This window comes from Yersinia massiliensis CCUG 53443, assembly GCF_000312485.1.
In the GTDB taxonomy this organism is placed as follows: domain Bacteria; phylum Pseudomonadota; class Gammaproteobacteria; order Enterobacterales; family Enterobacteriaceae; genus Yersinia; species Yersinia massiliensis.
In genome coordinates this window covers 96,923-108,899 of the sequence record NZ_HE997644.1, presented here as the reverse complement: position 1 = coordinate 108,899, position 11,977 = coordinate 96,923, and the positions used below count along the sequence as shown (strand labels likewise).

Sequence of the window (11,977 nt, the reverse complement as noted above, 5' to 3'; positions counted from 1 at the left end):
ATGATATTCAACTACACCGTTAACGATGCGGAACGTTGGGCGAAGTTTTCCGGCGACTACAACCCGATTCATTTTGATTTGCGCCATGCGCAACATCTGGGTCAGGAACAACTGACTGTTCACGGTATGCGGGCGATGCTGGATATTAAATATCAGCTCAGTGCGGCACTTTTATCCGCGATGCCCCAAGCCGATTTTCTGCGCTTTAACGTGCGTTTGCGCCAGCCGGTGTTGTGCCACACCGCCTATCAGTTACAGCTTAACCAAGCGGTGGGATTGGTCAGCGGTGAATTGCGGGATATGGCCAACGGTGAAAGCTGCTTTAACAGCAAACTACGCAGCGGGCCGACGCTAGAACCGGTTGAGAGTAGGAAATGGGTGACGCTATCGGCAGCAGAGGTTTATCAGTCTAGTCAGCAATTCCCCGGCAATGCCGCTGAACCCACTGAGTGCTGGGGGTTTTTCGACGCGTTACTGTTCAAGCAGCTCGTGGCTGCGCCTGAAACCTTGGCATCGGCCAAGCAAGTGTTACCGGGTATTCAAGCGGACTCTTTGATTGATATTTTCAAGCACGTGCCCGTTATTCAAACCCATCACGACGTGCATTTTAGTGCGGATTTACTGCGCACTGACGCGCATTTATTTATCCGTCGTGGGCTGCAATACACCATCGAACCGACATTAATCGTCGGCAATGCCGAAGACGGCTGGGTATTGCGTGCCGCTATTCAGGCTCGGTCAGACGCTGGGCCATTAATCACCACCGCCGTAACATTAAAAACGTGGCCGTTAGCCACGCACTAACTAAGGATTTGACCATGGAAAAGTATCAACACGTTTATGACACCGTTTGCGAAATGCTGTGTGACGCCAAAGATTTGGAAATGTCAGCATTATCGCCTGAGATGCCACTACATCAGCTAAAACTCGATAGCTTGGATTACGTCGAACTGATGGTGCTGGCAAAACGCGAGTTTGGTGCCACGATGAATGCCGAAATGTTTATGGAAAACCCCGATATGACCTTAGGCGAGTTATGTCAGAAACTGGCTGAACAGAAGAAGTAATATGATGAGCAGGAAGTGGGTATTAATTACCGGCGGTAGTCGCGGCATTGGCCGCGCATTGGTCGAAGAACTCGCTAAAGAGTGGGATGTGGTCTTTACCTGGCGCAGTGGCGAGCAACAGAGCAACGAGGTTATCAAAAGTTGCGAAGGGCTGGCCGGTTCGGTCACTGGCTACCGTTGTGATGGCAGTAATGAAGCGGATGTTGACCAACTGGCACCGCTGCTGCTGGAGAAGTACGGCCCACCAGGGGCGGTTATCCATAACGCGGGCATAACTGGTGATAGCTTACACATTCAGCAGAATGGCGATAACTGGCGCAATGTGCTGGAGACCAATCTGAATGCGGTTTTCTACTGGAATAAGCATGTGCTGCCGTCAATGATGATGCAGGGTGAGGGCGCAGTGCTACTGATGTCGTCGGTCACTGCCATCAAAGGCAACATTGGGCAGAGTGCCTATGGTGCCAGTAAAGCCGCCATGATTGGCCTTGGCCGTTCGCTATCGCTAGAGATGGGGCGTTTTGGCATTCGGGTGAACTGCCTATTGCCGGGGATCATCGACAGCGACATGACGCGTGCAATGCCTACCGACGCCTTAAAAGCACTGCGTAAACAGATCCCGTTACGTCGCTTAGGGGATGCACAAGAAGTGGCGCGCGTGAGTGCCTTTATGATTGGCGATGACAGCCGTTATATGACCGGCCAGACACTGGTGCTAGACGGTGGGTTAACGGCTTAAGTGAGATGCCAATCAATCACGGTTTTTTCATTCAATAGAAAAATCGGTTATGGGGAGTTCATCGGCAACAGACGGATCTTTGAGATAGCGATCTGAAATCCCCTTTTTTTACTTGGTCGAGACCCACTAAAAAAGGCAGTATATATTATACGTAAAAACGTATAATATGGACAAGGAATGACCAAGCCGATCAGTTTTGTTGAAAATAGTCTGGATGATTTACGTCAGTTTCCTGACGATGCCAGAAAGGAAGCTGGTTACCAGCTCGATAAAGTGCAGCATGGACTGGAGCCTAATGATTGGAAGCCTTTTACGTCGATCGGTTTCGGGGTGAAAGAAATTCGAATCAGGGATAAAAACGGTATTTATCGTGTGATGTATGTTGCCAGATTTGAAGAAGCGGTTTATGTGCTTCATTGCTTTCAGAAGAAAACGGAAACGACCAGTAAGAAAGACGTGGATCTAGCCAAGGTGAGGTTCAAAACACTTATTCAGGAGAGGAATAAATGAACATTCAGACTTTTGACAGTGTATGGGATGCCATCAGTGAAACCCCTGAGCAAGCTGAAAATATGAAGGTGCGCTCATTACTAATTCAGGCATTGAATGCTTGGATTGAGCGGAAAGGGTTAACCCCAACAGAAGCGGCTGACGCACTCGGGCTGACCCAGCCCCGAGTGTCTGAACTTATGCACGGCAAAATACAGCTTTTCAGTATCGATAAGTTGATTTCTATTATGGCAAGGGCCGGCCTACATATTGGTCGTATCGAGATCAACGAGTCTGCTGCCGCTTGATTTAACTCGTGATACTTTTCTCTCGCACTACTTTTATCTCGTGCTACTCAGAGATCTGCCACTGATGGGCGAGGGTAGATTTTGTCTCCCCACTTAGCCACTGGTTCACTTGCTCTAACAGTGGCTGGTTATCTTTCGCCATCATATAAACTTTGTAGCTGCCCGTGCCGGGTAAAATTTCCGGTGTCGCTACGCAAAATACACCGGGCTCTTTGCTCTGGTAATAATCCCCTTCAATCAAATCGGTGAACATAATATCTGCGCTTTGATCTCGGACACCCTGCAAGTTCGCGACGTTATCTTTGGTGCGGATAATTTGCGCTTTTTTGATATTGGCATCGACAAATGATTGGTTGGTGCCACCAGGGTTGACAATGACTTTGACGGTTTCACGGTCAATGGCATCCAGCGTGGGGAATTTTTTGGCTTGCTGGCAGTTGGCTAAAGCAATTTTGCCGTTCTTAACCACGGGGCTGGATAACGCAAACTGCGCCGCACGTCCCGCCGTCTCGGTCACTCCACCCATAGCGATATCAAACTTATCAGCCACTAAATCTTCCGATAGCGTCGGCCAACTGGTTGCCACGAAGGTGACGTTAAGTTTCAAACTATCCGCCAGCGATTTTGCCATATCAACGTCATAGCCCACCAATTGGCCCTGTTTATCGTGGAAGGCTAAAGGTGCGTAATCCCCCGGAACGCCGATACGTAGCTCTCCGCTTTGTTTAATGTCTTGCCAGCTTTTAGCGAAGGCGTGCTGACTGCTGATTAATGCCAATGCCATGATACCCAGTGATAATTTCTTCATAGCCATTCCTATTATTGTTATTAACCTATGCGTAGGGCGCGTAGGGCCATTTGGGAGGAGATTACCCCTCCCACTCACTTATTTTTCGACTTTATCAATCAAATGCCACCACGGCAGGCGCTTACACCCAGCCTTTGCTGCGGAACATTTTTAACACGGTGACAAAGGCGGTCATCTCTTCTGGCGTACCCAACGTTAGGCGGTTCCAACCGACAGCAGGTGGGAACTCACGGCCAACAAACACGTGATATTGCTTCATCCGGTTTTGGTAGGTTTTCACATCGCCAGTCACTTGGTGGAAGACAAAGTTTGCCTGAGACGGCACATAAGCCAATTGCAGTTGATCCAGTGCTTCGGTCACGATACGGCGTGCATGATCGGTAGACTGGCGGCTGTAATGCACAAAAGGTTTATCTTGTAATGAGGCCAATGCGGCCACTGCCCCAGCAGTATTGGTGTTATCCAGTGAGACAAAGTTTTCGACTTGGGCGATCAGGGCCGGATGAGCGATACCATAGCCCACTCTCAGCCCTGCCAGTGCGAATATTTTCGAGAAAGTACGGGTCACCAACAGATTTTTATGGCCCGCCTGAACCAGTTCAATCGCGCTGCGGAACGCAGGATCACTGACAAACTCCGCGTAGGCTTCATCAATAATAAACAGCGTATCCGGTGAGGCACTTTTAACCCATGCATCAATAAGATTGGCGGGGGTGATGGTCGCCGTTGGGTTATTGGGATTGCACAGATAGACGATCGACCGCCCGTTAAAATTCGCCACTTTCTGCTTCATGGCTGGCAGATCGAACGTCATTTCTGGGGTGAGAACCACTTTCTCAATGGGGATACCAAAGGGCTTGGCATACAGTTCGGCATAGTTAAATGTCGGGTCCGGTACCACCAGTTGAATCGGCGTATGGTCTTGTTCAGCTTGGCGAATCACCGCTTGGATCACCGCCTGAATGGTCTCAGATGACCCATTCCCCAGAGAAACATTTTCGGCTTTGAGTTGATACTCGGCGGCGATATCGTTAATCAACTGTTCACGAGCGGCATCAGGGTAGCGAAAGGCGGTAGGCAGGGCATCAATAATGGCTTGATGGGCTTTCGGCGACATCCCTAACGAGTTTTCATTAAAATTGAGGAGCAAAGGTTGTTGCTCACTCGGTGTCATTTTTGGGGGGATAATCTCAATACTTTTTGCTTGAGCCCGAGAAACCAAGCCACCAAAAGTTAAACCACCCAGTAATAACCCTGACGATTTTAAAAGTGTACGACGATCCATGCTCATTTCCTCGGTCTCTCCCGCCGATTCAAGGGATGAAACGGCGAGAGAAACCTATTCGCTGCCGTCCAATGGCTTGAAATCTGTGGGGGGAGAGAACCTCTGTTACATTTTGTTATAAGTGAGATTGAGCATAGCCCGAGGTCTTATTTGTAATCAATATCTTTTAGCCTAAATCCATTCTTTTCCAGTGACTTACAAGATAATTCTTATCTGCCTGATATCCGCGCAGTGCGGTTTTATCCTTTGACGGATCACTGCACTCATACCGCCTTGTGTGATGGCAAAGCCTAGTTTTAAACCACCGTTGAGGTACTCGCGGCGCGGCCGTGTTTTGTGACGTCCGACACTCTCCGCCAAATTCATCGTGATACTGCTCACAATAAACTGGGCGTTTGCCTAAAAAAGTGCGTCTTTATTACTGCTTTTGCAGCGATTCTCCTAATGACTATTAGATGGTTATCTTCAATACTGAGTAAGTGAAATAACATTCCATTTTAAAAGATCCGACGTTCTAGTATTTGAAGTGGATAAATCATTAATAAAAATAAGGGATTAGTCTTTCTTGTGCCGAATGAAAAAAAACCTGGCATCAGAATAGGCTAACGATTGACCCCGTTTCGATTGCAAACGAGATGAACCATAAAGGCAGGTAATCAGGTGAAAATAATTTCAGTAGAGGTAACCGTTTTTTCTCATCCCACTCGGCGCGTGTCTGATACCGCAGGGCACTCGCATCCCGGTGAGGAATCGCAGGCCAAAATGGCCATGCTGACCTTGACCACCGACGAAGGTGATTGCGGTTATGCTTTCGCGCCCCCTGAAGTGATCCGTCCGCACATTATTAATAGCTTCTTTAAAAAAGTCCTGATTGGGCAGAATCCTTTTGATCGCGAGCGGCTGTGGAATGATTTAGTGCATTGGCAACGGGGCAGTGCGAATCAACTCACTGACCGAGCACTGGCCATTGCAGAACAAGCTATCTGGGATCTGCTGGGGCGCAAGTTAGGTCAGCCAGTCTATAAATTACTCGGTGGCTACCGCGATAAAGTATTGGCCTACGGCAGCACCATGTGTGGGGACGAATTGGCTGGTGGTTTATCCACGCCAGATGAATACGCCCGCTTTGCCGAGCAGCTGGTCGCCAGAGGCTATAAGGGGATTAAGCTGCATACTTGGATGCCACCGGTGTCCTTCGCACCTAGTCCACAGATGGATGTCCGTGCTTGCGCTGCCGTCCGTGAAGCGGTAGGGCCAGATGTCGCGTTGATGCTTGATGGCTACCACTGGTATAGCCGCAGTGACGCACTCTATATTGGCCGCGAGCTACAAAAACTGAACTTCAGTTGGTTTGAAGAGCCGATGGAAGAGCAGAGCATGGCCTCTTATTGCTGGCTGCGTGAAAACCTACAGATTGACATCATCGGGCCTGAAAGTTTGGCGGGTAAATACTTTAGCCGTGCCGACTGGGTGAAAGCCGGTGCCTGCGATATTTTACGCGCTGGTGTGCAAGGGGTGGGCGGCATTACACCTTGCCTGAAAGTGGCTCATTTGGCGGAATCTTTCGGCATGGACTGCGAGATTCATGGCAATGGCGCGCCTAACTTGGCGGTGGTCGGTGCTATCCGCAACTGCCGCTGGTATGAACGCGGGTTGCTGCATCCGTTCCTTGATTACGATGAACCTGCTGCCTACCTCAACAGCATTATCGACCCGATGGACAGTGAAGGTTATGTCTCACTGCCGACTCGCCCAGGTTTAGGTGAGGATATTAATTTCGATTATATCCAAGCACATACCTTACGCGCTGAATAACGTTTAGCTTGCTTGCTAACTGACAACACCAATGTCTTTGGGTCATGATAACCCGTTGTATCGACTATAAAAACAAGCATTCAGATCTAGCCTTTTCTTACCGGAGATGGTCCATGAACGCGATAATAATAGTTAGAACACTCCTCCTTACCCTTATGGTCACCCTGACGTCAGCTGGCGTCAGTGTGGCTAAAACACCCGATGACCAACTGATTGTTGGCATGAACATGAATAACCTGCTGTCCCTCGATCCTGCCGCCATGACCGGCAATGATGCGGTGGCTATCATCGTTAACCTGTATGACTCCTTGGTCGAACTGGACCCGCATACTCCGAGTAAAGTGCTGCCCGGCGCAGCCACGGAATGGAAAATCAGCGATGACGGCAAATTAATTACTTTCACCTTGCGTGATGGCATGAAATTCCACTCCGGTAATCCGGTGACGGCCGCCGACTTTGCTTGGTCGATGAATCGCCTGATGAACCTCAATCTGGCGCAAGCCACGACATGGAAATCCTACGGTTTCACCGCTGATAACGTGGCGCAACTGATTCGTGCCAAAGACCCCTTAACGGTGGAAATTGAACTGCCAAAACCGACCGACCCCAAACTGGTGATCTACTCACTGGGCACCTTGGGCAGTGGTTCGATTTTGGACCAAGCCACCGTGATGCAACATGAGAAAAATGGCGACTGGGGTAACGGTTGGCTAACCACCAACGAAGCGGGTTCTGGCCCCTTCAAACTTGATGTCTGGCAGGCAAAAGATGTCTTGCGGATGAGCCGAGTCGAGAATTACTGGCAAGGCGATGCCAAAATTAAGCGGGCGATATTCCGCCATATGACAGAGTCGCAAGCACTGCGCTTAATGATCGAAAAAGGGGATATTGATATTGCCAGTGGCATGTCAGTGCCAGATATCAATGCGCTGAAAAACAACCCTGATATCAAGGTCGATGAAGTTCAGCGTGGCACCATTTACTATGTTGCTATGAGCCTGAAAGAGCCGCATTTTGCTCATCCAAAAGTGCGCGAAGCGGTGCGTTATCTGATTGATTATGCTGGTATCAATAACACCATCATGCCGGGCTATGGCATTTTCCATCAGCGCCCGATTCAGAAAGGCATGGATGTCACGCTACCTGATCCCGGCTATCAGCTGGATGTGGCGAAAGCCAAGGCGCTGTTAGCCGAGGCTGGCTATCCAGACGGTTTCACTACCACATTGCGTGTTCTGTCTGATCCTCCGTTCATCAATGTAGCCACATCGGTGCAATCCACACTGGCACAGGCAGGAATACAAGCCAAGATTCTGACCGGTACAGGGAATCAGGTTTATGGCGCGATGCGTGACCGCCAATTCGACATGTTGGTTGGCCGTGGTGGTGGTGGTGTCGACCCGCACCCACACTCTAGCCTGCGTTCGGTAGCCTACAACCCTGATAACAGTGATGCCGCCAAACTGACCAACTTCCAAGGCTGGCGCACCTCTTTCTACGATAAAGAACTTAACGATCTGATTGATAATGCATTAATCGAAAAAGATCCGGTTAAGCAAAAGCAAATGTACGTGGCCGTTCAGGAACGCTACGACGCGCTTTACCCGGCCATTTTACCTATCTCACAAATGGTTGACTCCGTTGTGGTGCGCAAGGACGTCATGGATTACGTGCCGCATCCGTCCACCACCACCCGCCTGCTACAGGTGTATAAGCAGCGATAAATTCACTGCACGCAACCTAACGGGCGGGGCATGAGCATGCCTTGCCCATGACGGGAGGATAGCATGAAGGTTTCAGACTGGTTTGCCCCCCATGGCATTGCACGGCGCTTATCCAAGCGCCTGCTGCAAGTGGCGGTGACGTTATTCGGCTTATTGATTCTGACGTTCATAATTGGGCGAGTGATGCCCATCGACCCTGTTTTGGCGATAGTGGGCCAAGATGCGGACCAAAGCACCTATCAGCAGGTTTACTTGCAATTGGGGCTGGATAAGCCGTTATGGACACAATTTTTTATCTATTTCAACTCGCTCATTCACGGTGATCTCGGCAATGCCTTGCTCACTGGACGGCCGGTAGTGGATGACATCATTCGCGTCTTCCCTGCCACTATTGAGCTTGCCACCATGGCCATTTTGGTCGGGGCCGGTTTGGGTATCCCACTGGGGGTGATGGCGGCGGCCCGCCGTGGCAAATTTGCTGACTATATAGTGCGTTTCATTAGCTTGGCAGGCTACTCAACCCCGATCTTCTGGGTCGGCATGATGGGGCTGCTGGTGTTCTACGCTTGGTTAAACTGGGTTGGCGGCGCAGGTCGAGTGGATATGGCCTATGACGGTTTGGTTGATCGCCGCACGGGCTTATTGCTGATTGACTCCGCACTGGCCGGTGAGTGGGAAGTGTTCCGCAGTGCGGTTAATCACTTGCTGCTACCGGCGACGATCCTCGGCTTCCATTCGCTGGCGTACATCAGTCGTATGACCCGCAGCTTTATGCTGGCGCAACTGTCGCAGGAATACATTATCACCGCCAAAGTGAAGGGATTATCCGAGTTTCAGGTGCTATGGGGACATGCATTCCGCAATATTCTGGTGCAATTACTGACGGTGGTCGCACTGGCCTACGGCTCACTACTTGAAGGGGCGGTATTGATTGAAACCGTCTTCTCATGGCCGGGGTTTGGCTCCTATCTCACCGGCAGCTTATTACTCGGTGATATGAATGCGGTGATGGGGTGCGTGTTGCTGGTGGGGCTGATCTTCGTTTCACTGAATTTACTGTCTGACATGCTGTATCAGATCTTTGACCCGAGGACGAATCAATGATGCTTTCCTCTGAACCTGATAACACCGTGGCACGCCCTGAGCGCAACAGTCAGGGCTGGAAACGCGGCCTACGGCGGGTGCTGAACTTTATGCGCACCTTAATGAAAAACCCGCTGACGGCGATCGGCGTCGCGATTATTGGCTTGCTACTGGTGGTGGCTTTCTTTGCCCCTTGGTTAGCCACGCACAACCCATTGACGCAAGATCTGGGCAATGCTTTACAGGCACCGAGCAGCCAACACTGGTTTGGTACCGATGAATTCGGCCGCGACCAATATAGCCGGTTAATTTATGGCGCGCGCACCACCTTATACATCGTGGCACTGGTATCGGTGACGGTGGGGCCAATCGGGCTGTTACTGGGCGTGGTCGCGGGCTATTTCGGCGGCAAAGTCGATAGCGTGCTGATGCGCATCACCGATATTTTCATCTCCTTCCCCAGCTTAGTTCTGGCGCTGGCGTTCGTGGCAGCTTTAGGCCCCGGTTTAGAGCATGTGGTTATCGCGATCACCTTGACGGCGTGGCCGCCCATTGCCCGTTTAGCAAGGGCTGAAACCCTTTCATTACGCAACGCCGATTTTGTCTCAGCGGTGAAATTACAAGGTGCCTCGCCACTGCGTATTTTGTCACGTCACATCGTGCCGCTGTGCCTGCCCTCGGTGATCATCCGTATCACTATGAATATGGCCGGTATCATTTTGACTGCGGCGGGGTTGGGTTTCCTCGGTTTAGGTTCTCAGCCACCGGACCCAGAATGGGGAGCGATGATCTCCAGTGGCCGACGTTACATGATGGAGTGCTGGTGGCTGGTGACTATCCCCGGTTTGGCGATTTTGCTCAACAGTCTGGCGTTTAACTTCCTAGGAGATGGCCTACGTGACATCCTCGATCCCAGAACAGAATAAAGCAGTGCCCTTGCTGGAAGTGGACGACCTGCGGGTCAGCTTCGTCAATGGTAAACAGGTGACGGATGCGGTGCGCGGTGTCTCCTTTGCACTGGGCAAAGAGAAGCTCGCCATCGTCGGTGAATCCGGCTCAGGTAAATCCACCGTCGGCAGAGCGTTACTCAAACTACATCCAAACAGCGCGCAAATACATGCCAACACGCTACGTTTTGCTGAAGTGGACTTGTTGCGCGCCAGCGAAGCCAAAATGCGCGAGGTACGCGGCAAACGGATGTCGATGATTATGCAGGATCCGAAATACTCATTGAATCCGGTGGTGTGTGTCGGTGATCAGGTAGCGGAAGCCTATTTGGCCCACCATAAAGTCTCACGCCAAGAGGCAAGGGAGCGAGTGTTATCCATGTTTGAGGTGGTGCGTATCCGCCAGCCGCAACGGGTCTATCATCTCTATCCCCATGAAGTCTCTGGCGGCCAAGGGCAGCGCATCATGATCGCCATGATGTTGATCACCGGCCCAGAAATGGTGATTGCCGATGAGCCAACGTCTGCGCTGGATGTTTCGGTACGCTTACAGGTGTTGGCGATGCTGGATGATTTGGTGCAGGAGCGCGGTCTGGGGCTGATTTTTATCAGCCATGATATCAACCTCGTACGCAGCTTCTGCGATCGGGTGCTGGTGATGTATGCCGGACGTGTGGTGGAGTCCATTGCGGCTTGCGACCTCGACCATGCGCAGCACCCCTATACCCGTGGCTTGCTCAACGCATTGCCTGATCTGAATAATCGCCGAGATCGCTTGCCCGTCATGGTGCGTGATCCCGCTTGGATGAATGGTTAAGGAGCCTGCTATGTCTGCAAATGCGATGATTGAAATCAACAACCTTAACCTGATCTTTGGCGAGGGTAGCCAGCAAAACCAGGTGCTATTTGATGTCAATCTGGCGGTCAACGATGGCGAAATATTCGGTTTAGTGGGGGAGTCGGGTTCTGGTAAAACCACCGTATTGAAATGCCTTGCGGGGCTGTTTAACCACTGGACGGGGCAGCTCACGCTCAATCAAATTCCATTGGCACACCGCATTGAGCGCGATCGTTGCCGCCACGTTCAAATGGTCTTCCAAGACCCCTATGGCTCGCTGCATCCGCGCCACACCATCGAATATATTCTTTCGGAACCCTTGAGTATTCATGGCATCGGGGATCGCGATCAACGGATTGACAGTATTTTGGAAAAGGTGGGCCTCAACAATCAGTTTCGTCAGCGTTATCCGCATCAACTTTCTGGTGGTCAGCGCCAACGCGTGGCGATAGCTCGGGCGCTCATTTTAGAGCCGCGTGTTTTACTGCTGGATGAACCCACGTCGGCGCTGGATGTGTCGGTACAGGCTGAAATTCTGAATCTGTTGGCAGAGCTGCAACAGCGGGAGAAGCTCACCTATCTGATGGTGACCCATGATTTAGGCGTGATTGCGCATCTTTGCCATCGTGTGGCGGTGATGCAACATGGCCGAATTCTGGAAACGCTGAACACCGCAGACCTCACCACTGACTGCGAGAAAACTGCCTATACCCACATGCTGGTGGATGCCAGCCGCCAATACAGCCGTGATTTAGCCCAAAAAGCGGCGCAAATGGCGTGATGCTCGGGCGCGTCTAACAGGAAGTGCTTGAGATAGCTGACAAGGTGCTCATTGCGGAGAGGACAAGCAGATCGTAAAGACGCCGTGAATCCA

At 51.0% G+C, this 11,977-nt stretch carries 13 protein-coding genes; 11 read left to right on the top strand and 2 right to left on the bottom strand.

Going from position 1 to position 11,977, the window contains the following annotated elements:
- The 5 genes from BN68_RS09595 (at window position 1) to BN68_RS09575 (ending at window position 2,603) form a co-directional block, all read left to right on the top strand.
- A complete protein-coding gene (locus BN68_RS09595) occupies window positions 1–804 on the top strand; it encodes a MaoC/PaaZ C-terminal domain-containing protein (RefSeq protein ID WP_019210956.1) in 804 nt (267 codons plus the stop codon).
- A gap of 14 nt (window positions 805–818) precedes the next feature.
- Window positions 819–1,067 carry an acyl carrier protein gene (locus BN68_RS09590; RefSeq protein WP_019210955.1) on the top strand — a complete coding sequence of 83 codons (249 nt, stop codon included), beginning with the start codon at window positions 819–821 and terminating at the stop codon, window positions 1,065–1,067.
- Window positions 1,068–1,071: 4 nt separating this feature from the next.
- Window positions 1,072–1,806, top strand: coding sequence for an SDR family NAD(P)-dependent oxidoreductase (locus BN68_RS09585; RefSeq protein WP_042806675.1), 735 nt, complete (start codon window positions 1,072–1,074; stop codon window positions 1,804–1,806).
- A 177-nt stretch (window positions 1,807–1,983) separates the two neighbouring features.
- Window positions 1,984–2,316 (top strand): type II toxin-antitoxin system RelE/ParE family toxin, encoded by a 333-nt coding sequence (locus tag BN68_RS09580; RefSeq protein ID WP_019210953.1) that lies wholly within the window; start codon window positions 1,984–1,986, stop codon window positions 2,314–2,316.
- Window positions 2,313–2,603: a helix-turn-helix domain-containing protein gene (locus BN68_RS09575; protein ID WP_019210952.1), complete on the top strand. Its 291-nt coding sequence runs from the start codon at window positions 2,313–2,315 to the stop codon at window positions 2,601–2,603. Before BN68_RS09580 ends, BN68_RS09575 begins: the two co-directional genes overlap by 4 nt.
- A 43-nt stretch (window positions 2,604–2,646) precedes the next feature.
- Here BN68_RS09575 and BN68_RS09570 read toward each other — a convergent pair whose 3' ends face one another.
- Window positions 2,647–3,411: a transporter substrate-binding domain-containing protein gene (locus BN68_RS09570; RefSeq protein ID WP_019210951.1), complete on the bottom strand. Its 765-nt coding sequence runs from the start codon at window positions 3,409–3,411 to the stop codon at window positions 2,647–2,649.
- A gap of 121 nt (window positions 3,412–3,532) precedes the next feature.
- Window positions 3,533–4,696: a pyridoxal phosphate-dependent aminotransferase gene (locus tag BN68_RS09565; RefSeq protein ID WP_019210950.1), complete on the bottom strand. Its 1,164-nt coding sequence runs from the start codon at window positions 4,694–4,696 to the stop codon at window positions 3,533–3,535.
- A 660-nt stretch (window positions 4,697–5,356) separates the two neighbouring features.
- Between BN68_RS09565 and BN68_RS09560 the strand changes: the two genes are divergently transcribed.
- The 6 genes from BN68_RS09560 (at window position 5,357) to BN68_RS09535 (ending at window position 11,884) form a co-directional block, all read left to right on the top strand.
- Complete coding sequence (locus BN68_RS09560) at window positions 5,357–6,511, top strand: mandelate racemase family protein (protein ID WP_042806617.1); 1,155 nt, start codon at window positions 5,357–5,359, stop codon at window positions 6,509–6,511.
- Between the two features lie 113 nt (window positions 6,512–6,624).
- On the top strand, window positions 6,625–8,235 hold the full coding sequence (locus BN68_RS09555; RefSeq protein WP_042806616.1) for an ABC transporter substrate-binding protein: 1,611 nt from the start codon (window positions 6,625–6,627) through the stop codon (window positions 8,233–8,235).
- Window positions 8,236–8,298: 63 nt separating this feature from the next.
- On the top strand, window positions 8,299–9,339 hold the full coding sequence (locus BN68_RS09550) for an ABC transporter permease (protein ID WP_019210947.1): 1,041 nt from the start codon (window positions 8,299–8,301) through the stop codon (window positions 9,337–9,339).
- Window positions 9,340–9,428: 89 nt separating this feature from the next.
- Window positions 9,429–10,244: an ABC transporter permease gene (locus tag BN68_RS09545; protein ID WP_391592288.1), complete on the top strand. Its 816-nt coding sequence runs from the start codon at window positions 9,429–9,431 to the stop codon at window positions 10,242–10,244.
- On the top strand, window positions 10,207–11,082 hold the full coding sequence (locus BN68_RS09540; RefSeq protein WP_081578802.1) for an ABC transporter ATP-binding protein: 876 nt from the start codon (window positions 10,207–10,209) through the stop codon (window positions 11,080–11,082). Before BN68_RS09545 ends, BN68_RS09540 begins: the two co-directional genes overlap by 38 nt.
- 25 nt (window positions 11,083–11,107) lie before the next feature.
- A complete protein-coding gene (locus BN68_RS09535) occupies window positions 11,108–11,884 on the top strand; it encodes an ABC transporter ATP-binding protein (RefSeq protein WP_042806674.1) in 777 nt (258 codons plus the stop codon).
- The last annotated feature ends 93 nt before the right edge of the window (window positions 11,885–11,977 follow it).

Bases quoted from the DNA above. Each gene is read 5' to 3' on its own strand.
- BN68_RS09535 (WP_042806674.1), top strand. From the start codon at position 11,108: ATGATTGAAATCAACAACCTTAACCTGATCTTTGGCGAGGGTAGCCAG.
- BN68_RS09570 (WP_019210951.1), bottom strand. From the start codon at position 3,411: ATGAAGAAATTATCACTGGGTATCATGGCATTGGCATTAATCAGCAGT.
- BN68_RS09550 (WP_019210947.1), top strand. From the start codon at position 8,299: ATGAAGGTTTCAGACTGGTTTGCCCCCCATGGCATTGCACGGCGCTTA.
- BN68_RS09580 (WP_019210953.1), top strand. From the start codon at position 1,984: ATGACCAAGCCGATCAGTTTTGTTGAAAATAGTCTGGATGATTTACGT.
- BN68_RS09545 (WP_391592288.1), top strand. From the start codon at position 9,429: ATGCGCACCTTAATGAAAAACCCGCTGACGGCGATCGGCGTCGCGATT.
- BN68_RS09585 (WP_042806675.1), top strand. From the start codon at position 1,072: ATGAGCAGGAAGTGGGTATTAATTACCGGCGGTAGTCGCGGCATTGGC.
- BN68_RS09555 (WP_042806616.1), top strand. From the start codon at position 6,625: ATGAACGCGATAATAATAGTTAGAACACTCCTCCTTACCCTTATGGTC.
- BN68_RS09575 (WP_019210952.1), top strand. From the start codon at position 2,313: ATGAACATTCAGACTTTTGACAGTGTATGGGATGCCATCAGTGAAACC.
- BN68_RS09565 (WP_019210950.1), bottom strand. From the start codon at position 4,696: ATGGATCGTCGTACACTTTTAAAATCGTCAGGGTTATTACTGGGTGGT.
- BN68_RS09540 (WP_081578802.1), top strand. From the start codon at position 10,207: ATGGCCTACGTGACATCCTCGATCCCAGAACAGAATAAAGCAGTGCCC.
- BN68_RS09595 (WP_019210956.1), top strand. From the start codon at position 1: ATGATATTCAACTACACCGTTAACGATGCGGAACGTTGGGCGAAGTTT.
- BN68_RS09590 (WP_019210955.1), top strand. From the start codon at position 819: ATGGAAAAGTATCAACACGTTTATGACACCGTTTGCGAAATGCTGTGT.